Origin of the sequence: Nonomuraea composti, assembly GCF_012034275.1 — a bacterium.
Classification (GTDB): domain Bacteria; phylum Actinomycetota; class Actinomycetes; order Streptosporangiales; family Streptosporangiaceae; genus Nonomuraea; species Nonomuraea composti.
The window spans coordinates 172,166-194,937 of record NZ_JAATEP010000007.1; the positions used below are offsets into that span (position 1 = coordinate 172,166).

Annotated in this window: 22 protein-coding genes; 7 read left to right on the forward strand and 15 right to left on the reverse strand. The window is 72.2% G+C overall.

The features are described 5' to 3' along the window. Nucleotides 1–23 precede the first annotated feature (23 nt). Nucleotides 24–1,721: a signal peptide peptidase SppA gene (gene sppA, locus HCN51_RS12575; RefSeq protein ID WP_168009849.1), complete on the forward strand. Its 1,698-nt coding sequence runs from the start codon at nt 24–26 to the stop codon at nt 1,719–1,721. 228 nt (nt 1,722–1,949) lie between these two features. Further along, nucleotides 1,950–3,395 carry an exo-alpha-sialidase gene (locus HCN51_RS12580; RefSeq protein WP_168009850.1) on the forward strand — a complete coding sequence of 482 codons (1,446 nt, stop codon included), beginning with the start codon at nt 1,950–1,952 and terminating at the stop codon, nt 3,393–3,395. Between the two features lie 7 nt (nt 3,396–3,402). On the opposite strand, the gene HCN51_RS12585 is transcribed toward HCN51_RS12580, so the two are convergent. From HCN51_RS12585 to HCN51_RS12605, 5 genes are read right to left on the reverse strand one after another with little or no spacing between them, the layout of a single operon-like run. Continuing rightward, nucleotides 3,403–3,888, reverse strand: coding sequence for a flavin reductase (locus HCN51_RS12585; protein WP_168009851.1), 486 nt, complete (start codon nt 3,886–3,888; stop codon nt 3,403–3,405). Between the two features lie 43 nt (nt 3,889–3,931). Continuing rightward, nucleotides 3,932–4,864: an ABC transporter substrate-binding protein gene (locus HCN51_RS12590; protein WP_080045422.1), complete on the reverse strand. Its 933-nt coding sequence runs from the start codon at nt 4,862–4,864 to the stop codon at nt 3,932–3,934. Between the two features lie 39 nt (nt 4,865–4,903). Next, nucleotides 4,904–5,596, reverse strand: a complete 693-nt coding sequence (locus HCN51_RS12595; protein ID WP_206066902.1) for an ABC transporter permease — start codon at nt 5,594–5,596, stop codon at nt 4,904–4,906. After that, nucleotides 5,593–6,273: an ABC transporter permease gene (locus HCN51_RS12600; protein ID WP_168009852.1), complete on the reverse strand. Its 681-nt coding sequence runs from the start codon at nt 6,271–6,273 to the stop codon at nt 5,593–5,595. Before HCN51_RS12600 ends, HCN51_RS12595 begins: the two co-directional genes overlap by 4 nt. Continuing rightward, the gene (locus HCN51_RS12605) at nt 6,266–7,324 is read right to left on the reverse strand and encodes an ATP-binding cassette domain-containing protein (protein WP_168009853.1); all 1,059 of its coding nucleotides are present in this window, start codon (nt 7,322–7,324) and stop codon (nt 6,266–6,268) included. Before HCN51_RS12605 ends, HCN51_RS12600 begins: the two co-directional genes overlap by 8 nt. A 290-nt stretch (nt 7,325–7,614) precedes the next feature. Here HCN51_RS12605 and HCN51_RS12610 point away from each other — a divergent pair, with 290 nt between their 5' ends. Then, nucleotides 7,615–9,270 carry an RNA polymerase sigma factor gene (locus HCN51_RS12610; protein ID WP_168009854.1) on the forward strand — a complete coding sequence of 552 codons (1,656 nt, stop codon included), beginning with the start codon at nt 7,615–7,617 and terminating at the stop codon, nt 9,268–9,270. A 40-nt stretch (nt 9,271–9,310) separates the two neighbouring features. Here HCN51_RS12610 and sigJ read toward each other — a convergent pair whose 3' ends face one another. The 7 genes from sigJ to HCN51_RS12645 all read right to left on the reverse strand — a co-directional run bounded on the left by sigJ (nt 9,311) and on the right by HCN51_RS12645 (nt 16,756). Then, nucleotides 9,311–10,198 carry an RNA polymerase sigma factor SigJ gene (gene sigJ, locus HCN51_RS12615; RefSeq protein WP_168009855.1) on the reverse strand — a complete coding sequence of 296 codons (888 nt, stop codon included), beginning with the start codon at nt 10,196–10,198 and terminating at the stop codon, nt 9,311–9,313. Nucleotides 10,199–10,365: 167 nt separating this feature from the next. Further along, complete coding sequence (locus HCN51_RS12620; RefSeq protein ID WP_080045416.1) at nt 10,366–11,526, reverse strand: lipid-transfer protein; 1,161 nt, start codon at nt 11,524–11,526, stop codon at nt 10,366–10,368. Next, on the reverse strand, nt 11,523–11,912 hold the full coding sequence (locus HCN51_RS12625) for a MaoC family dehydratase (RefSeq protein WP_346433622.1): 390 nt from the start codon (nt 11,910–11,912) through the stop codon (nt 11,523–11,525). The genes HCN51_RS12620 and HCN51_RS12625 overlap by 4 nt, the downstream gene beginning before the upstream one ends. Then, on the reverse strand, nt 11,897–12,814 hold the full coding sequence (locus HCN51_RS12630) for a bifunctional MaoC family dehydratase N-terminal/OB-fold nucleic acid binding domain-containing protein (protein WP_168009856.1): 918 nt from the start codon (nt 12,812–12,814) through the stop codon (nt 11,897–11,899). The genes HCN51_RS12625 and HCN51_RS12630 overlap by 16 nt, the downstream gene beginning before the upstream one ends. Beyond that, nucleotides 12,811–13,965: an acyl-CoA dehydrogenase family protein gene (locus HCN51_RS12635; protein WP_168009857.1), complete on the reverse strand. Its 1,155-nt coding sequence runs from the start codon at nt 13,963–13,965 to the stop codon at nt 12,811–12,813. The genes HCN51_RS12630 and HCN51_RS12635 overlap by 4 nt, the downstream gene beginning before the upstream one ends. Continuing rightward, nucleotides 13,965–15,077: an acyl-CoA dehydrogenase family protein gene (locus HCN51_RS12640; protein ID WP_168009858.1), complete on the reverse strand. Its 1,113-nt coding sequence runs from the start codon at nt 15,075–15,077 to the stop codon at nt 13,965–13,967. Before HCN51_RS12640 ends, HCN51_RS12635 begins: the two co-directional genes overlap by 1 nt. Beyond that, nucleotides 15,077–16,756, reverse strand: a complete 1,680-nt coding sequence (locus HCN51_RS12645; RefSeq protein ID WP_168009859.1) for an AMP-binding protein — start codon at nt 16,754–16,756, stop codon at nt 15,077–15,079. Before HCN51_RS12645 ends, HCN51_RS12640 begins: the two co-directional genes overlap by 1 nt. A 211-nt stretch (nt 16,757–16,967) precedes the next feature. On the opposite strand from HCN51_RS12645, the gene HCN51_RS12650 reads away from it, so the two are divergent. Then, on the forward strand, nt 16,968–17,624 hold the full coding sequence (locus HCN51_RS12650) for a TetR family transcriptional regulator (RefSeq protein ID WP_206066903.1): 657 nt from the start codon (nt 16,968–16,970) through the stop codon (nt 17,622–17,624). Between the two features lie 233 nt (nt 17,625–17,857). Here the strand turns inward: HCN51_RS12650 and HCN51_RS12655 are convergent, their stop codons facing one another. The 3 genes from HCN51_RS12655 to HCN51_RS12665 form a co-directional block, all read right to left on the reverse strand. Further along, a complete protein-coding gene (locus tag HCN51_RS12655) occupies nt 17,858–18,232 on the reverse strand; it encodes a dihydrofolate reductase family protein (RefSeq protein WP_240972757.1) in 375 nt (124 codons plus the stop codon). Nucleotides 18,233–18,352: 120 nt separating this feature from the next. Further along, nucleotides 18,353–18,829, reverse strand: coding sequence for an SRPBCC domain-containing protein (locus HCN51_RS12660; RefSeq protein ID WP_168009860.1), 477 nt, complete (start codon nt 18,827–18,829; stop codon nt 18,353–18,355). After that, nucleotides 18,826–19,185, reverse strand: a complete 360-nt coding sequence (locus HCN51_RS12665) for an ArsR/SmtB family transcription factor (protein ID WP_168009861.1) — start codon at nt 19,183–19,185, stop codon at nt 18,826–18,828. Before HCN51_RS12665 ends, HCN51_RS12660 begins: the two co-directional genes overlap by 4 nt. A 104-nt stretch (nt 19,186–19,289) precedes the next feature. On the opposite strand from HCN51_RS12665, the gene HCN51_RS12670 reads away from it, so the two are divergent. The 3 genes from HCN51_RS12670 (at nt 19,290) to HCN51_RS12680 (ending at nt 22,760) form a co-directional block, all read left to right on the forward strand. Beyond that, nucleotides 19,290–20,282, forward strand: a complete 993-nt coding sequence (locus tag HCN51_RS12670; RefSeq protein ID WP_168009862.1) for a sigma-70 family RNA polymerase sigma factor — start codon at nt 19,290–19,292, stop codon at nt 20,280–20,282. A gap of 42 nt (nt 20,283–20,324) precedes the next feature. Continuing rightward, entirely contained in the window at nt 20,325–21,440 is a 1,116-nt protein-coding gene (locus HCN51_RS12675) for a steroid 3-ketoacyl-CoA thiolase (RefSeq protein WP_168009863.1), read from the forward strand. A gap of 297 nt (nt 21,441–21,737) precedes the next feature. Next, complete coding sequence (locus HCN51_RS12680) at nt 21,738–22,760, forward strand: MBL fold metallo-hydrolase (protein WP_168009864.1); 1,023 nt, start codon at nt 21,738–21,740, stop codon at nt 22,758–22,760. The last annotated feature ends 12 nt before the right edge of the window (nt 22,761–22,772 follow it).

Consider the following 22,772-nt stretch of genomic DNA (forward strand, 5'->3'; position numbering starts at 1 on the left):
TTTGTGTCGCTTAGGGTGGCTCTATGGACGCAGGTAAGGCGATCATCGAAACCGTCGAAAAGCTTCGCCAGCGGCGCACCGCCCCGCTGATCCTGGAGCTGGACCTCACAGAGGGTCTCACCGAGGGCCCGCCGGCCGATCCGCTCGCCGCCGTGCTGTCCATGCGGAAGCCGCGCCTGGCCGACGTGCTGTCCGGGCTCAAGCGGGCCCGGCAGGACCCGCGGGTCAAGGCGCTGGTGGTGAAGATCGGGGGGCAGCCGCTGGGGCTGGCGATGGTGCAGGAGCTGCGCCAGGCGGTGATCCACTTCCGGGCCTCCGGGAAGCTGACGGTCGCGTTCTCCGAGTCGTTCGGGGAGTTCGGCGGCGGCACCGTGCCGTACTACCTGGCCACCGCCTTCGAGCGGCTCTACCTGCAGCCCAGCGGCGACGTCGGGCTGACGGGGGTGGCGCTGGAGCAGCGCTTCGTCAAGGGGGCGCTGGAGAAGCTGGGGGTCGGGTTCGAGGCGGGGCAGCGGCACGAGTACAAGACGGCGCCCAACACCTTCACCCAGGACCACATGACGGATCCGCACCGCGAGTCGATGGCGCGGATCGTGGAGTCGGTGACCGAGACGCTGGTCGCGGGCATCGCCGACGGGCGGCGGCTCGATCCGGGGAAGGTGCGGGAGCTGGTCGACCGCGGGCCGTTCACCGCCTCCGAGGCGCAGGAGGCCGGGCTGGTCGACGGGCTGGCCTACCGCGACGAGGTGTACGACGAGCTGAAGCAGGCGGCGGGCGACGACGCGCACCTGCTGTACGTCTCCCGCTACGCCAGGGGCGCGGCCGTGCGGAAGCTGCCGCATCCGATGGCCGACGCGGTCGCGCTCGTGCACGCCACCGGCATGATCAGGACGGGCCGCAGCGGCCGCAGCCCGCTCGGTGGCGGCGGCGCCATGGGCTCCGACACGATCAGTGCCGCGCTGCGGGCGGCCCGGCGCGACGACCACATCAAGGCGGTCGTGTTCCGGGTGGACAGCCCCGGCGGCTCGTACGTGGCCAGCGACACGGTCTGGCGCGAGGTGACGCTGACGCGCAAGGTGAAGCCGGTGATCGTGTCCATGGGCGACCTGGCGGCCTCCGGCGGCTACTTCATCTCGATGGCGGCCGACGTGATCGTGGCCCAGCCCGGCACGCTGACCGGCTCGATCGGCGTGTACGGCGGCAAGCCCGTCTTCGCCGAGCTGCTGGAGAAGGTGGGGGTCAACTCGGAGATGGTGGCCGAGGGCGCGAACGCCGGCATGTTCTCCACCTCTCGGGGCTTCTCGCCGGAGCAGTGGGAGCGCATCAACGCCTGGCTCGACCGCATCTACGACGACTTCGTGGGCAAGGTGGCGCAGAGCCGCGACCTGTCCCGGGAGCGGGCGCACGAGCTGGCCCGCGGCCGCGTCTGGACGGGCGCCGACGCCCGGTCGAGCGGGCTGGTGGACGAGCTGGGCGGGCTGGAGGACGCGCTGGCCATGGCGAGGAAGCGGGCCGGCCTGGCGGAGGACGCGCCGGTACGCACCTATCCCCGGCTGAACCCGCTGGAGCGGCTGCGCGGCCCGGAGTCGAGCGAGGACAGGTCGGCGGCGCTGGCCAGGATCCGGATGGACGCCTGGGGGCCGCTGGCCCGCCTGTCGGCCGAGCTGGGCCTGCCGGCCGTGGGTCCGCTGATCCTGCCGGGCTGGTACACGATCCGCTGACCCGCGTGACGGGCCGGCACACGATCCGGTGAAGGCCGCGCGACGGCCGCGCGTGGTCGAGGAGCCGGTCAACTCGCGAGCATCACGAAGGCCCAGGTCAGACATCGCCTTTGCGGATAAAGCGAACAAACCTGATCTTGGGCCGGTAATCTTCCTCCGTCGTTCGCCGGACCCCCTCAAGGAGGTCCGGTGACGTCTCCATGGACACGACGAGAACGAGGAAGGCTCGTGATCCGACCCTCCAGGGCTCTTCTGCCGGCCGCGGCTGTCCTGCTGGCCTGCGCCCTCGCCCAACCCGCCACGGCGGACGACGACGCGGCCGGGGCCGCCATCGTGCGGCAGGTCTCGGGCGTCAGCCCGTTACCCGCCGACTGCGGCCCGCCGCCCGCCGACGGCTACACCCTCAACCCGAACACCGAGGTCCTGCCCGCGCTGGCGCAGGACCCGTACCGGCCGCAGCGTCTCGTCACGGTCTTCCAGCAGGACCGCTGGAACCGTTACGGCAGCAACGGCACGGGCGTGGCCGTGTCGGACGACCGCGGCCTGACCTGGCGCCAGTCCAGGAACCGGCCCGCCTTCTCCCGCTGCGACGGCGGGGACTACGACGTCGCGACGGACCACTGGGTGACGGTCACGCCGTCGGGCACGGCGGTGGCCGCGTCGCTGGCGATGTCGCGCGCCGGCGACGTCACCGCCATCCTGGTGTCCCGCTCGGGTGACGGCGGCCGGACGTGGGAGGCGCCGGTCACCCTGCAGCGCGACGACAACGTGCGCTTCTTCAACGACCGCCCGTCGGTCACCGCGGACCCGTACCGGCCGGGCGTGCTCTACGCGGTGTGGGACCGCATCGACGACCAGTCGACGAGCACGACGCCCAACTGGGTGCAGCCGGTCTACCTGGCGAAGTCGACGGACGACGGCCGCACCTGGACCACGCGCAAGGTGTACGACGTGCCGACCAACAGTGGCGTCATCGGCACGCAGCTCGTGGCGCTCCCGGACGGGACGCTGCTGATCGGCATGCACCACGAGACGATCACCGAGGGCTCGACCCAGGTGATCCGCTCGACCGACGGCGGCGCGACCTGGTCGGCGCCGACGCTGAACGTCCCGGCCCCGCTCGCGGTGGGCCCGCGCATCCCCGACCCGGACGACTCGGGCGACCCGATCCGCAACGCCGCCCTGCCGCTGCTGGCCGCCCAGCCGGGCACGCGGGTGGTCAACGCCGTCTGGCCGAGCCAGGACTCCGACGGCACCTTCCACGTCGCCTACTCGCGCTCGTCGGACGGCGGGAAGACCTGGTCGGCCCCGATCCGCGTGGACAAGACGCCCACGGGCTCGGCCGCCGTGCCGGTCGTGGCCACGTCGAGGACGGGCACCGTGGCGATCACCTACTACGACTTCCGCAACAACACGCCCGACCCGGCCACCCTGCCCACCGACCTGTGGGCGGTGACGTGCGCGGGCGACTGCGCGAAGCCGGGGTCATGGCGCGAGCGGCACGTCGAGGGGCCGTTCGACACGCGGAAGGTCCCGGTGACCAGCGTCGGGCGGCTGCTCGGCGACTACACGGGGCTGGTCTCGGCGGGGAGCACGTTCACCGCCGTGTACGGGGTCGCGACCGCCGACGCCGCGAACCCGGTGGACCTGCACAGCGCCGTCTTCCCCGGCTGAGCCCGGGTCAGGAGGACGTCGAGCGGTAGCGGCCGCGCAGCCGTACCAGAGGGGTCTGGGCGGGGTCGACGTAGTCGACGGCGAGGACGGCGGCGATGAAGAGCGTGTGGTCGCCGGCCGGCACCACCTGGGTGGTCTCGGCCTCGATCGCGGCCACCCCGCCGTCGATGACGAGCGCCTCCGTCCGTTCGCCCCGGTGGTGCGGGGTGCCGGCCACCAGCAGGCGGGCGCTGGGCCGGCCGGCGGTGGCGAAGCGGCTGGCGACGGCGGCCTGCCCCGACGACAGCAGGGAGGCGGCCCAGCGGTCCTGCCGGAGCAGGACCTCGTTCAGGTAGCCGCGGGCGGCCAGGCTGACCAGGACCAGCGGCGGCTCCAGCGAGACGGACATGAGCGCCGACACGGTGGTGCCGAGGTCGTCGCGCCCGTCGCGGACGGTGACGACAGCGACCCCGGCGGCGAGCTGCGCCATCGCCTCGGTGAACAGCTCGCTCACCGCGCGGGCCCCCGGCGTCCGGGGGCCCGTGGCGGTGCGGGGGTCATCCGAGGCCGTTGGTGGTCAGCCATTCCTTGGCCACGGTCGCGGGCTCGTCCTTGTTGACGGAGATCTGCTGCATCATCTTCAGCAGGGACTCGGTGGTCAGCTTGGCCGAGATGCCGTTCAGGGTGGTCCTGATGGTGTCGCTGGCCGCGGCCTTGTTCAGGAGGGGCGTCACGTTCTGGGCGGGGAAGATGTTCTTGGGGTCCTGCAGCGCGACGAGGTTGTTGGCGGCCATCTTGGGGTCGGTGGTGAAGACGTTGCCGACCTGGATCGAGCCGTCCTTGATGGCGTCGGAGGTGGTGGGCCCGGTCGGCTTCCACTCCTTGAACTCCAGGCCGTAGACCTCCTTGAAGCGCGCCTCCCACCGCTTCTTGAACTCGGGCGGGCCGCCGACGACCATGTCCTTGGAGACCTTGGCGAGGTCTTCGATGGTGTTCAGCGACTGCTTGGTCTGGGTGTCCTTGGAGATCGACAGGCTGTCCTTGTCCTCGGCGGGCGAGGAGTCGAGCACTTCGAGCTCGGCGGGCAGCTTCTCCTTGAGCGCCGCGTTCACCTCGTCGGTGGTGGCGGCGGTGGCCTTCGGGTCGATGAAGGCGAGCAGGTTGCCGTTGTACTCGGGGACGATCGTCAGGCCGCCGCCCTTGACCTGGTCGTAGACGACCTCGCGGCTGCCGATGCGCGGCTTCTCCTCCACCTGCACGCCCTTGGCCTCCAGCGCCTGGGCGTAGATGGAGGCGAGCAGCACGCTCTCGTCGAAGTCGAAGGAGCCGACGACGGCCTTGCCGCCGGCTCCGGAGGCCGAGGCCGAGCCGCTGGGGGCGGCGCTCGTCGTGTCGAGCGGGTTGCCCCCGGTGCTGCCGCCGCCCCCGCAGGCGGCGAGTGCGAGCATCGCCGTCAGGAACACGCCGGCGACGCCGTACTTGCGTCTCATCTTGCTTTTCCCCTTCCAAGCGGGAGGTAATACAGGAGACTATCGGACCTTCAACCGCTGGCTCACCCCAGGCGACACCGTCACTCTCTGGGCGAGCGCGAACAGGACCTGCACCACGAGGGCGAACAGCACAATCAGTACTGAACCCCCCACGACGCTCGCGTAATCCTTCGTCGCGAAACCGTCGATCACATAACGCCCGAGACCGCCCAGCCCGGTGTAGGCGGCGACCGTGGTGGTGGCCACCACCTGGATGGCCGACAGCCGGCAGCCGAGCAGGATCAGCGGCAGCGCCACCGGCACCAGCACCCGGCCGAGCACCTGCGGGCCGCGCAGCCCCATCCCGTACGCGGCGTCGCGCAGCTCGGGATCGACCCCCTTGATCCCCTCGAACGTGTTGACCAGGATCGGCGGCACCGACAGCAGCACCAGCGGGATGATCACCGGCCAGATCGACGCCGTGCCCAGCAGCAGCACGAACATCACGAGCAGGCCCAGCGTGGGCAGCGCCCTGGCCAGGTTCGCGGACACGACGACCAGCAGCTCGCCCCGCCCCGTGTGCCCGATCGCCAGGCCCAGCGGCACCGCGATCAGCACCGCCAGCAGCAGCGCCAGCCCCGAGAACTCCAGGTGCTCCAGCAGGCGGACCGGGATGCCGCCCGGCCCCGACCAGTTCTCGCCGCTGCCGAAGAACTCGCCGAGCCAGCTCACGAACGACGACAGCCACGTCATGACGCCTGCCCCTTCCGCGCCCGCACCCAGGGGGTGAGCAGCCGCTGGGCCAGCACCAGCAGGCCGTCGGCGATCAACGCGAGCAGCACGATGAGCACGATGCCGACGATCACCGGCGGCATGAACGGGTTCTGATAGGCCCGCGTGAACAGCCCCCCGAGCCCGCCCTGCCCGATCAGCGCGCCCACGCTGACCAGGCTGATGCTGGAGACCGCGACCACGCGCATCCCGGCCAGCACCACCGGCACCGCGATCGGCAGCTCGACCTGGAGCAGGCGGCGCAGCGGCGTGAAGCCCATCGCGACGGCCGACTGGCGTACGTGGTCGGGCACCGAGTTGAGCCCGTCGACCACGGCCGGGATCAGCACCGCCATGCCGTAGAAGGTCAGCGGGATGATCACCGTGGTCTGCGACAGCCCGGTCACCGAGATCAGCAGCATGAAGACGGGCAGCGACGGCAGCGCGTACACGACGTTCATGAGCCCCGTGGTGGGCTGGTAGAGCCAGCGCCAGCGCACGGAGGCCAGGCCCAGCGGGAGCGCGAGGACCAGCGCGAGCACGATCGGCACCAGCGACATCGTGAGGTGGTCGGTGAGCAGGTTCCTGATGCTGTCGGCCCGGCCGGTGTCCCAGTTGCGCCCGATCCACTCCCAGATGGAGGGAGGACCGTCACCCATCTGCCGCCTCCGCCAGCGCCTCGTCCAGTGCCTGCCGGGTGGCCACGCCGACGGCCCTGCCCCGCTCGTCCACGGCCACCGCGCAGCCGGACGGCGACAGCAGCGCCGCGTCGAGCGCGGCGCGCATGCTGTCGGTGCCGTGCACGAACGTCCCGTACGGCTCCAGCTCCTCGGGCCGGTCGCTGGAGCGCCAGCCGAGCGGCCGGCCGTCGCCGTCCACCACCAGCAGCCACCGCTCCGGCGAGCTGCCGTCGAAACCTTCCGCCACGGTCAGGTCGGTACGCAGCCGCAGCCCCGCCGTGGAGATGAAGCGCAGCCGCCTGATCCCTCTGTCCTGCCCGAGGAACTCGCGGACGAAGTCGTCGGCCGGCTCCGACAGCAGCGTCTTGGGGTCGGCGAGCTGGGCCAGCCTGCCGCCCACCTGCAGCACCGCCACCTGGTCGCCCAGCTTGATCGCCTCGTCGATGTCGTGGGTGACGAACACGATCGTCTTGTTCAGCTCGCTCTGCAGCCGCAGCAGCTCGTCCTGGAGGTTGGTGCGGACGATGGGGTCGACCGCGCTGAACGGCTCGTCCATGAGCAGCACGGGCGGGTCGGCGGCCAGCGCCCTGGCCACGCCGACGCGCTGCTGCTGGCCGCCGGAGAGCTGGAACGGGTAGCGGCCGGCCAGCGCCGGGTCGAGACCGACGCGCTCCAGCAGCTCCATGGCCGTGGCCCTGGCCTTCTTGCGGTCCCAGCCCAGCAGGTAGGGGACGGTGGCGATGTTGTCGACGATCTTCCGGTGCGGGAACAGGCCGGCCTGCTGGATGACGTACCCGATGCCGCGCCGCAGCGTCGGCGGGTCGATGCCCTGCACCGGGACGCCGTCGAGGAGGATGCGGCCCTCCGTCGCGTCGATCATCCGGTTGATCATGCGCAGGGAGGTGGTCTTCCCGCAGCCCGACGGGCCGACGAACACGGTGATCTGGCCGGTGGGCGCCTCCAGGGTGAGGCGGTCGACCGCGACCGTGCCGTCCGGATAGCGTTTGGTGACAGACTCGAATGTGATCACGCGCGAACTCTCGCTCAGGGGCTTCCGGCGGCAGTGCCGCAGCCCCCGTGCCACGACCGCCGCATGATCTGCTGAACCCACAGACTACGGCGGCTCGTACCGGCCTGTCCCCTCGGGTTTTCCTGAAGCGTTTCACCTGAGCTGGGAGATTCCGATGAAATCTGGATCTGGTAGTGCGCCGGACCACGAAGAGTTGGCATGATAACCCTCACAATTCCTGACGCTTCAGCTCACAACTCCTGACGCGCACTCACCCCCCAGCGTCCGCATCCAGCAAGAGGAACCGGCCCGTGTCCCAGTCGCTCACCGATCAGCGCCGGCGCGCAGAAGTGATCGCAGAGCTCTACGACCTCCATGCCGCCGGGCTGTTCGCGTACTGTGCCGACCAGCTCGGCGACCTCGGCTCGGCCTCCGACGTCCTGGTGGCCGTGCTCGGCGGCGTCCCCGCCACCCCGCCGCCCCGCGCGGCGCTCTACGCCTTCGCCCGCCGCGAGATCCACCGGCGGGACATCGTCTACTCCCCGCCCGCCGTCGACCCGCTCATCGACCCCGCCACCGCGCTCGTCGAGCGCACCCTGCGGGAGCTGCGCCCGCACCAGCGTGAAGTGCTCGTGCTGTGCGCGGTGTGCGGGCTGAGCAAGCAGGAGCTGGCGTGGGTGCTCGACGTCGCGCCCGACACCGCCGAGGAGCTGGCGGTGGGCGCCGGGCACCGGTTCAGGCAGTCGCTGGGGGCCGCGCTGGCCTCGACCGGCGTCCGCGTGCCCAAGCCCGTGGCCGACGTCTACGGCGCGCTCGCGATCGCGCCGCTGGCCGACGTGCTCGGCCGCCTGCCCTGGCCGCAGCCGCCCGGCACGCTGCGCATCCACTTCGCGGGCTCCCGCACGGCGGCGCCCGCGCCGCTGTTCACCAAGCCGCGCTGGCCCAGCCCGCCCGTGTGGCCCCAGCCGCTGGCGGAGGCGGACCCGGCGTCCAGCACGGTGATCTTCCCGGCCGAGCTGCTGACGCCGCCGTCGCCCGCGCACACGCCCGTGCACGAGGCGACCACGGCTCCCATGCCCAAGCTGCGCGACCCGCTGTCGCCGCCTCGAGACGTCCTGGATCCGGGCCCGCCGCTGCGGGATCCGCTCGGGTCGGCGCGGACGCTCAGGGGGCCTCTGGGCGAGCCCGGGGTGCCGTCCGCCGGTGACAAGTGGGTGGCCGGGGCGTCCTCGTCGCGGCAGGCGCCGCAGGAGCGCCCGTTCTTCATGGCCGCCCCCGACCCCACGGCCGCCGAGCCGTTCGCCACCGGTGACGTGATCCTGCCCAAGGACGCGCCCGACCCGTACATGACCGGCGACGTGCTCCTCCACGACGGCCCCTCCCGGCCGCTGCCGCCGCCGCGGCGCGCGCCCGCCGACCGCCGGCCGCCGTCGTCGGAGCCGCAGCCGGCACCGGAGGAGTTCCGCCGCCCGCCGTCGGCGCCGGAGGAGTTCCGCCGGCCGCCGTCGGCGCCCGCCCCCCGCCGCCAGGCGTCCCGTGCCGAGGAGCCCGTACGCGGACCGGCGGCCCCGCTGTTCAAGCCCCGCAGCAACAAGCGCGCCTCCTCCAGGCCCGCCGGCGAGCCGGTCTACCGGCTGCCCGGCCCGGACGAGCAGGAGCAGGCGGGCTCGCTTGGACGGCCGCTGGAGAAGCCGCTCGTCAAGCCGCTGGAGAAGCCCCTCGACAGGCCCCGCCAGGGTGACCGGGAGCCGAAGCGGAAGGACCGGCCGGGCGCCTCCGTCCTGGAGCCGCGTCCCGTACGGGCCAGGCCCGCCCCCAAGCGGCGCCCCGACAGCGCCCGCCCCAAGAAGGTGCGCCGCCGCAAGGACCGCCACCACGACTGGGTGTGGGAGCTCGTCGGGTTCCTGCTGTGCGTGGCCATCGCGATGATCGTGTTCTTCTCCATGCCGGTCATCGTCGGCCCGTGACGATCATGGGGGGCGGCGGGCCGGCCCGCCGCCCCTTTCTTCACGCGCCGATGAGGGTGGCCGGGTCGAGCCCGGCCACGCGGGCGGGGTCGGCGAGGATGTCGATCGAGACGATCCTGCCGTCCGCGATCGTGAACGCTCCGACGGCGACCGTCTTGCCGTCCACGACGTTGAGCGCCCCCGCGACGCCGTTGACCAGCACGGGGTGCGCGAACGGCGCCATCCGCCGGAACATGAGCGCCTGCTGCCCGACGGTGAGCGCGCCGCGCAGCTCGTTCCAGCCCCTGGCCACTGTGGGCCCCATGTCGGTGCGCAGCACGACGTCGGGGTGCAGCAGCGACACGAGCGTGTCGAAGTCGCCCTCGCGGGCGGCCGCCATGAACGCCCGCACCACCTCCCGCTGCCGCGACACGTCCGGGTCGGGCTCGGGCGCCGCGCCGCGCACGCGGCGGCGGGCGCGGCTGGCGAGCTGCCGGGTGGCGGCCGGCGTGCGGTCGATGATCAAGGCGATCTCCTCGAACGGCACCGCGAACATGTCGTGCAGCACGAACGCCAGCCGCTCCGTCGGCTCCAGGGTCTGCAGCACGACGAGCAGCGCCAGCCCCACCGAGTCGGCCAGCAGCGCCTCCTGCTCGGGATCGACGCCGCCCGCCGGGCTCACCACCGGGTCGGGCAGGCGTTCCTCCAGCGGGTCCTCGCGGCGGTGCTCGCGCGAGCGCAGCATGTTCAGGCAGATGCGGGCCACGACCGTGGTCAGCCAGCCGCCCATGTTCCGCACGTCGGCGGTGTCGGTGCGGTTGAGCCTGATCCACGCCTCCTGCACGGCGTCGTCGGCCTCGCTGAGCGAGCCGAGCATCCGGTACGCGACGGCTCTCAGCTGACCGCGTTGCGCCTCGAAGAGGCCCGTCAGAGATTCGTGGTCGTCCATGTGTCACATTCCTTCTTCGGCCCGCGTCATCGCTGTGACCCATGAAAGCGGGCCGGCGTGACATGGCCGGCCCCGGGCCCCCTCTCTGGAGTGGGCGATGGAGGCACGGATGGGCCGGCCCGCCTTCGTCCTGCCGGGCGCCATGAAGGCGCTGCGGGCGAGCCGCCTCAGCCGGATGACAGGATGAGGCCGCTGGTCGGGACGCCCGTCCCGGCCGTCACCAGCACGTTCGTGACGTCGGGGAGCTGGTTGACGGCCGTGCCCCTGATCTGGCGGACGGCCTCCGCGATGCCGTTCATGCCGTGGATGTACGCCTCCCCGAGCTGCCCGCCGTGCGGGTTGACCGGGAGGCGGCCGTCCAGCTCGATGCCGCCGTCGGCGAGGAACCCGGGCGCCTCGCCCCGCCCGCAGAAGCCGAGCTCCTCAAGCTGGGTCAGGACGAACGGCGTGAAATGGTCGTACAGGATCGCCGTCTGGATGTCGGCGGGGGAAAGGCCGGAGATCTCCCAGAGACGCCGGCCGACGACCGACATCTCCGGCAGGCCGGTCATGTCATCCCGGTAGTAGCTCGTCATCATCATCTGGCCGGCCCCCGCCCCCTGGGCCGCCGCCGTGATCACGGCCGGGGAGCGGCGCAGGTCGCGGGCCCGTTCGGTGGAGGTGACCACCAGTGCCACCGCCCCGTCGCTCTCCTGGCAGCAGTCGAGCAGGTGCAGCGGCTCCACGATCCACCGGGACGCCTGGTGCTCCTCCAGCGTGATCGGGCGGCCGTGGAACCAGGCGGCCGGGTTCGTGGCCGCGTGCCTGCGCATGGCCACCGCCACCCGCCCGAAATCCTCGGAAGTCGCGTTGTGGACGTGCATGTAGCGGCGCGCGAACATGGCCACCCACGCCGCCGGCGTCATCAGCCCGAACGGCACGTGCCAGCTCATCTCCAGCCCCTGCGAGCCCGGCTGCCCGGCCAGCCCCGCGTTCGGACGGCCGAAGCGGCGGCCCGAGCGCTCGTTGAACGCCCGGTAGCAGACCACCGTGCGGGCCGCGCCCGTGGCCACCGCCATGGCCGCGTGGGCGACGGTGCCGCAGGCCGCGCCGCCGCCGTACTCGACGCGGGAGAAGAACGTCAGCTCGCCGATGCCCGTCTCCCTGGCGACGGCGATCTCCTGGTTGGCGTCCTGGCTGTAGGTGACCAGGCCGTCCACGTCGGCCGGCGACAGGCCGGCGTCGTCCAGGGCCGCCAGCACGGCCTCGGCGGCGAGCCGCAGCTCCGAGCGTCCCGACTGCTTGCTGAACTCGGTGGCGCCGATGCCGGCGATGGCCGTCGTCGTCACTGCGTCTCCAAGGTGACCGTGCCCGTGGCGTGCTCGCCCAGGCTCACCCGGCCGCGCACCTCGACCGTCAGCCGCTCGCCCGCGCCCGCCACGACCGTGCCGCTGAACGTCAGGCGGTCGCCCGCGTACGCCGGGACGCCCAGCTTGACGTCGATGCTCCTGATCACGGACCGGGGGCCCGCCCAGTCGGTCACGTAGCGCTCGACCAGGCCCATCGTGGTCAGGATGTTCAGGAAGATGTCCTTGGAGCCCTGGGCGCGGGCCAGCGCCGTGTCGTGGTGCACCGGCGTGTAGTCCATGGTGGCCAGGGCCGTGGAGACGACCATCGTGGGCGTCAGGTCGATCGACAGCTCCGGCAGCGCGGCCCCGATCACGGCCGCGTCCACATGGGCAGGACGAGCCGGTCGTCCATCCGGCGGTAGGTCACCCGCAACGGCATTCCGATCCTCACTTCCTCGACGGGGCAGTCCACGACGTTGCCGACGACCCGCACGCCCTCCGGCAGCTCCACCACCCCCACCACGAACGGCGTCTGCCTGCCCGGCACGGGCGGATGGTGGTGCACGACGTAGCTGAACAGCGTCCCGTTGCCGCTGGCCACGCGGTACGTACGCTCCGAGGAGCGGCAGCGCGGGCACAGCGGGCCGGGCGGGTGGCGCAGCTCGCCGCAGTCGGCGCACGCCTGGACGCGCAGCTCGCCGTCGTTCACGCCCTCCCAGAAGAACGCCGTGTCCTGGTTGACGGCGGGCTGCAGCGGATACGGCTCCATCGCCTTCGCCTGCGGCGGGCGGAACTTCAGTACCCGGAACATCATCTCGGCGACCGGCTCGTCGTCGTCGGTGTACCAGGTGATGTTCCACGTGGCGAAGTAGCCGACGCCCAGAGCCGTCCGCTTCGGCCCCGCCAGGCCCGCGAACCTCGTCGCCGGGGTCAGCCGCTCCCCTACCCGGACATAACGGTGGTAGGTCTGCTCGCAGTTCGTCGCCACCACACCCGTGTAGCCGCTGCCGTCGAGCGCGGCCATCATGTCGTCCACCGGCGAGCGGTCCTTCGCGCCGCGCCGCAGGCCCGGCATCGTCCACACCTGGGCCATGGCGGGCGGGGCCAGGCCCTCCTCCAGGTAGCGCGGGTTCTCGTCGCCCATGGCGGTCAGCCAGTGCCTGATCATCGGGACGTTCACGGGGTCGGCGGCCGGAGCGCCCCGCACCTCCCCGAGCGCCGCCTGCTTGCCCGCCAGCTCGTGCAGCTCCTCGTCCGACAGCGGCTCACGCTTCTCGGAGGCGGTCATCGCGGCGGCCTCGGGAGGCTCAGGCCGAGCATGGCGATCAGCTCGCGCTGCACCTCGTTCACCCCGCCGCCGAACGTCAGCACCACCGCGCCCTTCACCCCGTGGTCGAGGCGTTCGAGCAGCTCGGCCGTCTCCGGGTCCGCCGGGTCGCCGTACCTGGCCAGCACGTCGCCGACGATCCGGCCGATCTCCTGCATGCGCTCCGAGCCGTAGATCTTCGTCGCGGACGCGTCCGGCGCGCCCAGCCAGCCCAGGTCCATGTTGGCCGCCACCTGCCAGTTGAGCAGCTCGTTCGTCCGGAACGCCGCCCACACCTCCGCCAGCGCTCGCCGCACGTCCGGCTCGGCGTCCACGCCGGTGCGGCGCGCCCAGGCGCGGAAGCGGTCGTACGTCTGGCCGAGGTTGCCCGCCGGGCCGAGCGTGACGCGCTCGTGGTTGAGCTGGTTGACGATCAGGTCCCAGCCGCGGTCCACCTCGCCGACCACCATGTCCACCGGGACGCGCACGTCCGAGTAGTACGTGGCGTTGGTGTGGTGGCGGCCGTCCATGGTCACGATCGGCGTCCACGAGAAGCCCGGATCGTCCGTGGAGGCGATCATCATGGTGATGCCCTTGTGCTTCTTCGCCGTCGGGTTCGTGCGGGCGGCCAGCCAGATGTACTGCGCGTAGTGGGCGCCGCTGGTGAAGATCTTCTGGCCGTTGACGACGTAGTGGTCGCCGTCGAGCACCGCCGTGGTCCGCAACGAGGCCAGGTCCGTGCCCGCCTCCGGCTCGCTGTAGCCGATCGCGAAATGGCACTCGCCGGCGAGGATGCGCGGCAGGAAGTGCTCCTTCTGCCGCTCCGTCCCGTACTGCATGAGCGTCGGCCCCACCGTCTGCACCGTGATGATCGGGTACGGCACGCCCGCGCGGGCGATCTCGTTGGCGAAGATCTGCTGCTCCAGGGGGCCGTAGCCGCTGCCGCCGTACTCCTTGGGCCAGCCGAGGCCCAGCTTGCCGTCCCGCCCGAGGCGGCGGCAGTGCGCCATGTACGCCTCGCCGAACGGATCCTCGGCGATCTTGGCGCGGTCCTCGGCGGTGAGGCAGCCCTGGAAGTACTCGCGCAACTCGTCACGCAGCCTGCGCTGCTCGGGGGTCAGGTCGATGAACATCAGACGAGCGCTCCGATCACGTCGAGCTGCGCGTCGGCGCCGCCGAGCAGCAAGGACAGGTGCCTGGCCTGGGCGAAGTAGCGGTGCAGCGGGTAGGTGACGTCGAGGCCGAGACCGCCGTGCAGGTGCTGGCAGGTGTAAAGCGCCCTGAACGCCCCGCTGACGTGGTACGCCGCCAGCGCCACGTCCTCCTCCGCCGGCAACCCTTCGCCCAGCCGCCACACCGCCGACCACATGGCCACGTCCAGGGCCCTGGCGGCGATGTAGACGTCGGCGATCTGCATCGTCACGGCCTGGAACTCCGCCAGCGCCCGCCCGAACTGCCTGCGCTGCTTGATGTAGGCGGTGGTCAGCTCCAGCGCGCCCGCCAGCACGCCGCTCGCCTGCGCGGCCACGGCCGCCATGAAGATCCGCCGCGCGTCCGCCACCGCCTCCGGCCCCGCCACCCGCTCCGCCGGGGTGCCGTCCAGCACGACCGTGGCGGCCGGCTCGCCCGTGGAGGTGAACTCGGCCGCCGTCACCGGCTCGTCCACGAGGAACAGACCTTCGTCGGCGGTCACCAGCACCGCCCCTCCGGGATACGGCACCCCCACCTTCCGCCCGCTCACTCTCCACCCGGCTTCGCCCTCGGCGCCCGCGCCGGCACCTGGTGCCTCTGCCGCGACCGGCCCGGCGCCCGCCCCTCCAGCACCCGGCCCCTCAGCCCCCGGTCCAACGGTGACCTGGCGGGCGGTGGTCGTGGGTGGGTCGGCGAGGGCACGGGCCGGCTCGCGCAGGGCGAGGGTGAGGCGGCCGGTGCGCTGCCGGTCGGAGGTGGCGCGGCTTCGCGAGTCGGCCGCGTGGCGGCGCTGCTGGTCGGGGGTGCCGTGGCGGGCCAGCAGGAGCGTCGAGGCCAGGGTCGGCAGCGCGGGCACCATGGCCGCCCGCGCGCCCACCTCGCGCAGCACCACGGCCATCTCCACCGGCCCGAGTCCGGCCCCGCCCGCCTCCTCGGGCACGCACACGCCCATCAGCCCGGCCTGCCACAGCCGCTCCTCGTCGCCGTCCCTGGCGAGGACGTCGGCGGCCAGCTTCTTCAGATCCTGCTGGGTTTCGTCCAGGTTGAAATCCACTACGTCTCCAAGAGGTGTTGCCTGCCGTGCCGTACGAACTCCTCCTCGATCCCCTTCACGTCCGCCTCGGTGAGCGGCCTGAATCCGTCGGGCCCGCGCACCCAGACCGGGTCGGAGGCGCGCCAGGCGTCCCGGGCGAGCCGCCGCTTGATGACCTTGTGCGAGGCCGTCTGCGGCAACTCCCGGCACACGCGGACGAAGCGGGGCATGGACTTGACGCCGAGGTCCCGCCGCGAGGCCAGGAACGCGCCGAACGCACCCGGATCGAAGCCGGAGGCGCCGCCGTTCATGACGAGGGCGGCCATGACCTGGTCACCGGCCGCCGGGTCGGGCACCGGATACACCGCCGCCTCCACCACCCCGCCGAACTCCCGCAGCGCCGCCTCGATCGGCGCGACCGCCAGGTTCTCGCCGTCCACGCGCAGCCGCTCGGTGCCCCGGCCGGCGAAGAACACATGGCCGTCGGCGTCCATGTAGGCGAGGTCGCCGGACCAGAACGCCCCGTCCCTGACCCGCTCGGCGTCGGCGCCGGGGTCGTTGTAGTAGCCCTCGAACAGGCCGAGCCCGGCCGTGTTGACCAGCTCCCCGATGGCCTCGTCGGGGTTGAGCAGGCGGCCGTCCTCGATGCGGGCGGGCGGGCAGGGCCGGGTGGTGGACGGGTCGAGGATCAGCACGCCCTCGGGCAGGCGTCCGAGGCAGCCCGGCGGCCCGGCGGGGTCGGGGACGAGCGAGATCGCGGTCTCGGTGGAGCCGAAGGCATCGATGACCAGGCAGCCGAACCGCTCCCCGAACCTCCTGACCGCCACCGCGCTCCCCTCGTTCCCGAACGCGATTCTGAGCGGGTTGTCGGCGTCGTCGGGCCGCTCGGGGGTGGCGAGGACGTAGGAGAGCGCCTTGCCGACGTAGTGCAGGTACGTACAGCCGTATCGCCTGATGTCGGGCAGCACCCCGGAGGCCGAGAAGCGCCGCCGCAGCACCAGCGCCGCCCCGGACGCGACGGCGGGCGCGTAGGCGGCCATGAGCGCGCCGGAGTGGAACAGCGGCATCGAGCAGTAGACGGCGTCCTCGGGGGTGAGCAGCGCGGCCAGGCTCGTCCCGGGCACGGCGAGCTTCCGCTGCGTGATCCGCACGGCTCTGGGACGGCCGGAGGTCCCGGACGTGAAGATCAACATCACGAGATCCCCCGCCGCCGCCTCCCCCGCACGAGAGGCTTCGGGCGCGGCACCGTCGGGCTTGAGCGCGGGACCGTCCGGCTTGAGCGCGGGACCGTCCGCCTTGAGCGCGGGGCCGTCCGGTTGCGGGGCGAGGGGCAGCGCCGGCACGTCCAGCGCCTCCGACACCGCCCGGCCCGTCCCCGCGTAGGGTTCGCCGGCCAGGACCAGGTCGACCTCGGTCGCGCGGGCGTCGCGGATGAGCTCGTCCACCGACCGCGTCGGGTTCAGCGCCACGACCACGTGGCCGGCCAGCGCCGCGCCGCCGATCAGGCAGACCAGCTCGGGAACGTTCTCGCTGAGCACCCCGACGTGCGTCCCGGCCCCGCGCGCGGACAGCCGGGCCCCGGCGGCGAGGCAGTCCGCGACGTGCTGACGCCACGACCACACCCTGCCCTCGAACACGACCCCGGGCCGGTCGTCCTCGGCCCGTGCGAGCAGCAGGGAGGCGAGCGTGTCCGCGGTCATCGCTCCTCCAGCAAGCGCTAGGCAAGCTCGTCCAGCAAGCGCTAGGTAAGCCGAATCGCAAACTAGAACAGATTCTAATAGCTGTCCAGTATCCGGCCCGAGAGATAAACACCGATATATCCGCGTAACGCCGGAGACATGGGCCAATACGGCTCGTTTGTGACCCGCGAGTAACAAGCCGCGTTATCGAGAAATCAGATAACGTGTTCTTATGCGTACCCCGCAGCCCGCAATCACCGCGCCCCCGAGCGAGACCGAGGCAGCCGTGGAAAGCCACCCCGCGCCGGGCGGGCACAGCGTCCGTACGCGCAGCCAGCACCAACGCCGCAAGCGCATCGTCCAAGCCGCCGCCGCGCTCGCCTCACGCGGCGGCGTCGAGGCCATGCAGATGCGCACGGTGGCCGAGCGCGCCGGCGTGGCGCTCGGCACTCTTTACCGCTACTTCCCCTCCAAGATGGACCTCGTCGTGGCCGTCGTCGGCGAGGAGATCGACCTGCTGGAGAGCAGCATCGAGCGCCGCCCGCCGGGGGCCGCCACCCCGGCCAGCCGCGCCGTCGACGTGCTCATGCGGGCCACGCGGGGGCTCATGCGCGAGCCGGAGCTGGCCGACGCGCTGATCAGGTCGCTGATCCTGGCCGAGGTCCAGACCCCGTTCGGCGACCGCATGACGGGCCTGCTGCTGCGCGTCTCAGCCGACGGGCTGACGCTGGAGGAGGCCACCGAGGAGCAGATCGACCTCGCGGGGTCGCTGTCCAGCGTGTGGGTGCAGGAGCTGCTGGAGATGCTGCGCGGGCGCCGCACGTACGACCAGATCCAGCGCCGCATCGAGACCGCCGCCGCCCGCCTGCTCGCCGACATCCCCTCGTGAGTCGAACCCACCCCATCCCGTACGGCGAAGCCGCCCCCACCGCCACCCGCCGCACTCCGGCGCGGACCTTCCAGGAACACGCCCGCTGACCCCGTCAGTGGCGAGCCGCCGTTACGCCGCCCCAGTGGGCCGTCCGCGTGGCCGAGCAACATCCCGGCCACCGGGCGAAGGACTCCTGGGCGAAGGACTCCTGGGCGAAGGACTCCTGGGCAAAGGACTCCTGGGCAAAGGACTCAGACGAAGGCGGTGACGCCCTCGTACCGCCCCTGGGAGGCCCGCCCCGCCGCCTCGTACTCAAGGAGCACCAGCCCGCTCGGCGTCGCCTCGTGCCGCACGAGGCGCAGCCCGGACGTGCCGCCCGCCCCCGACAGGAGGCGCCGGCCGGCCCGCAGCACGGTGGGTGCGATCACGAGGTGGAGCACGTCGACCAGGCCGGCGGCGAGGAGCGTGTCGCCGAGCCGGCCGCTGCCGTGGATCTGCAGCTCCCGCCCGGGGCGCGCCTTGAGCCCGGCGACCGCCTGGACCGGGTCGCCGCCGAGGACGGTGGTGGGGTGCCAGGCGCCTTCGGTGAGGGTGTTCGAGACGACGTCCTTGGGTAGCGCGTTCATCCGCGGGCATACGGATCCGCCGGATCGGTGATCTTGGGCAGCCGCCACTGTTGTCCTCGTCGGGCGAGCCGGGCCCCTGGCTGACGCCGTCGAGCGTGACGAACTCGGTGAGCGTGAGCCTCATCGAGCGGCCAGGTCTTCGGCGACGGCGGCGAGCTGGGCGGTGACCAGGCCCCAACCGTCGGCGAAGCCGAGCTTCTCGTGGTGGGCGCGGGACTCGGGGTCGCCGTGCTGGACGAGGATCTGGTAGTCGGTGCCGTCGGGGTGGTCGGTCAGCGTGATGGTGGCGGTCATGGCGACGGGGGCGGGGGTGGCCGGGCGCCAGGTGCTGGTGAGCGCGTTGGTGAAGACGATGCGTTCGAGCTCGTCCACGACGAGGAAGCACGCGTCGAGGTGGGGGACGAACGTGCCGTCCGCGTCGCTCATCCGGGTGACGAACGCCCCTCCCGGCCTGGGGTCGAGCCGGTCCACCTGGCAGCGGGCGGGGGCGGGCAGCCACCACTGGGCGAGCTTGGCCGGGTCGGTCCAGGCGTGCCAGACGGCCGCGCGCGGGGCGCGGATGATCCGCTGCAGGGTGAGGTCGAGATCGGGGTTCATGGATTGCCCTCCTCGGGGCCGGTGACGAACTGTTCGGGGCCGGTGACGAACTGTTCGAGGCGGTCTGTGCGCTCCTCCCAGATCCGGCGCTGCTCCGCGAGCCAGCCGTCGATGAGGGCGAGGCGGTCGCGGTTGAGCACGCAGGTGCGCACCCGTCCGGACTTGGCCGTGCGGATGAGCCCGTTCGACTCGAGCATCCGCACGTGTTTCATGAACGAGGGGAGCGTCATCGGGAACTCGCGGGCGAGGTCACCGACGCTCACGGGCCCGCGGCCGAGGCGACGGACCACGGCGCGCCGGGTCGGGTCGGCGAGGGCGACGAACACGCCGTCCAGCTCCGCCGAATACTGTGCCATGCGGCTAAGTATTAGGGGGTCACAATGGTTAGCGCAAGGGCTAAGTGTTCGGCGTCTGTCGAAGCATTCACCGTTCTGTCGGTGCCGGAGGCTATACAGGGGGTATGACCGACAAGCCGACGAACGAGGACTTCCTCCGGCTGGCTGATCCGATGCGGCGTGAGCTGCTGGCGCACTGCTACCGCATGATGGGTTCGGTGCACGAAGCCGAGGACCTCGTGCAGGAGACGTACCTACGCGCGTGGCGCGGCTATGAGAACTTCGAGGGGCGCTCCTCCCTGCGCACCTGGCTCTACCGCATCGCCACCACCACCTGCCTGACCGCGCTCGACAGCCGCTCCAGGCGCCCGCTCCCGACCGGCCTCGGCGCGCCGAGCCAGGAGGCCACCGCGCCCCTGGTGCAGGACAACGAGGTGCTGTGGCTGGAGCCGGTACCCGACGCGCTGGCCGGCGTCGGCGGCGACGACGACCCCGCCTCGATCGTGACCTCCCGCGAGAGCATCCGGCTCGCGCTGATCGCGGCGCTGCAGCACCTGCCGCCCCGGCAGCGGGCGGTGCTGATCCTGCGCGACGTGCTCAAGTGGAAGGCCGCCGAGGTGGCCGAGGCCGTCGGCACCTCCACGGCGGCGGTCAACAGCATCCTGCAGCGGGCCAGGGCGCAGCTCAGCGAGGTCTCGCCGAGCCTCGACGACCCGGTGGAGCCGCTGACGCAGGAGCAGCGGGCCCTGCTCGACCGCTACGTGGCCGCGTTCGAGAACTATGACGTCGACAGCCTGGTCGACCTGTTCACGAAGGACGCGGTCTGGGAGATGCCGCCGTTCGTGGGCTGGTACCAAGGGCCGGAGACGATCGCGGAGCTCACCCGCACGCAGTGCCCGGCGGAGAAGGCGGGCGATCTCAAGCTGGTGCCCGTCGCGGCCAACGGCCAGCCGGCCTTCGCTCTCTACTACCGGCGCGACGGCGTCTACGAGCAGTTCGCGATCGCGGTGCTGACGTTCTCGGGCGATCGGATCAGCCACGTCGGCATGTTCTTCGAGGAGGCGCTGTTCGGGACGTTCGGGCTGCCGCCGAAGTGGGAGGGTTCCGAAACAAAGTAGAACGCGTTACAGTCGCGCCAGAGCGTCGTTCTGGAGGCGGCCATGGGCACACCGGTCATCGTCGAAGCCGTCCGCACGCCCATCGGCAAGCGGGCGGGGTGGTTGTCGGAGCTCAAACCGCAACAGGTTCTGGCCGCGGCGCTGAACGGGCTCGTCGAGCGGTCGGGCCTCGATCCGGCCGCCGTGGAGCAGGTCTTCGCCGGTTGCGTGACGCAGGCCGGCGAGCAGGGCGGCCACGTCGGCCGTTACTCGTGGCTGTATGCCGGGCTGCCCTACCAGGCGGGCGTCACCACCGTCGACGCCCAGTGCGGCTCCAGCCAGCAGGCGGTGCACCTGGCGGCCGCGCTGATCGGCGCGGGCGTGATCGAGGTCGGCGTCGGGTGCGGGGTCGAGGTGATGAGCAGGGCGCCGCTGGGCAGCAACGTGCGTCCCGCCCGTCCCCGACCGGACGACTGGAGCATCGACCTGCCCGACCAGTTCACCGCCGCCGAGCGCATCGCGCGGCGGCGCGGGCTCACCCGCGAGCGGCTCGACTGGTTCGGGGCGCGCTCGCAGCAGCGGGCCGGCAAGGCGTGGGCGGACGGGCGCTTCGAACGGGAGATCGTCCCCGTCGGCGACGTCCGCAGGGACCAGGGCCTGCGCGAGACCACCGTGGAAGCGCTGGCCGGGCTGAAACCGGTGGTCGAGGGCGGCCTGCACACGGCCGGAACCTCCTCGCAGATCTCCGACGGGGCCGCGGCCGTGCTCGTGACGAGCGAGGCGGCGGCGCGGCGGCATGGCCTGCGCCCCAGAGCCCGGATCCTGGCGCAGGCGCTCGTGGGGGCGGAGCCGTACTACCACCTGGACGGGCCCGTGGAGGCGACGGCGCGCGTCCTGGACAGGGCCGGCATGACGGTCGGCGACATCGACCGGTTCGAGGTGAACGAGGCTTTCGCGTCGGTGGTGCTGTCGTGGGCGAGCGTGCACGAGCCCGACCTCGACCGGGTGAACGTCAACGGCGGCGCCATCGCCCTCGGCCATCCCGTGGGGGCCACGGGGGCTCGGCTGATCACGTCGGCGCTGCACGAGCTGGAACGGTCGGACTCGACGACAGCACTGGTCACAATGTGCGCGGGAGGCGCCCTGGCCACGGCCACCATCCTCGAACGCATCAGCTGACCCCTCTGCAGAAGGCCCCGCCCCCGCCCCACGACCTCCACCGGTTGCCACAGAAGACCCTGACCTCGCCGACCCGCGACCTTCACCGGCTACACAGAAGCTCCGACCCCGCCCACCACGACCTCCACCGGCCGCCGCAGAAGCCCCGCCACCGCCGACCACGACCCCGCCGGCTTGGCGGGAAACGCCGCGCCCGATCCCCCGCAAGCGACCATTTCCGACAAATCAGCCGATCATGTATCTGGCCGCCGGTCCCGGCGCTCAGACCACGTACGCACTTTCTCAATCGGGGGACAGATGAAGTCCAGGCGCAGGCCGTACGCAGAGCAGCGCCCGCAAGACCTCGGCGGCGGCGTGTGGAGCGTGCCGGTGCCGATCCCGGGCAACCCGCTCGGCTACACGCTCGTCTACGCCATCGACTCCCCTCCCGGCCCGGTGCTGATCGACGCGGGATGGAACCATCCGGACGCGTGGGCGGCCCTGAGCGGCGGCCTGGCCACGCTGGGGCTGGACGTGAGCGCGGTGACGGGGGTGGTCGTCACCCATTTCCATCCCGACCACGCGGGCCTGGCCGGGCAGGTCAGGCAGGCGTCCGGTGCCTGGATCGCCATGCACGAGAGTGACGCCGCGCTGGTCAGGCTCATGGCCGAGTACGCCGGCGCCGAGCACGACGCGTTCCAGGCCGACATGCTGAGACGGGCGGGAGCCGATCCGGGCGAGGCCAGACAGGTCGCGGGCGAGCGCCCGGCCCCGCCCGCACCGCCGGACCGGGAGCTGCGCGACGGCGACCTGGTGGACCTGCCGGGCCGCAAGCTGCGTGCCGTGCACACCCCCGGGCACACGCCGGGGCACATCTGCCTGCACCTGGAGGACGCCGACCGGCTGTTCACCGGCGACCACGTCCTGCCCGACATCACCCCGCACATCGGGATCTACCCCTACGACCGGGACGACATCGACCCCTTGGGCGACTTCCTGGACTCCCTGGACCGGGTGAGCGAGCTCGGCCCTCTCGACGCCCTTCCCGCACATGAGTGGATATTTCCTGATGTGGCCGCACGCGCCGCCCAGATCCGCCACCATCACGAGGAGAAGCTCGAACGGCTGCGCGCCCTCCTGGCCCAGCGGCCGCAACCGCTGACCATCTGGGAGGTCGCCGCGATGATGACGTGGAACAGGCCGTGGGACGAGCTGCCCCCGCCGCTGCGGGGCATGGCGGCCGGCGAGGCCGCCGCACACCTGCGCGCCCTGGAGGCCAAAGGTCACGTGCGGCGCCTGCCCGGTGTCGATGCCGTCCGCTTCCACGCTCTAGACTCCTAGACATCCGATGTC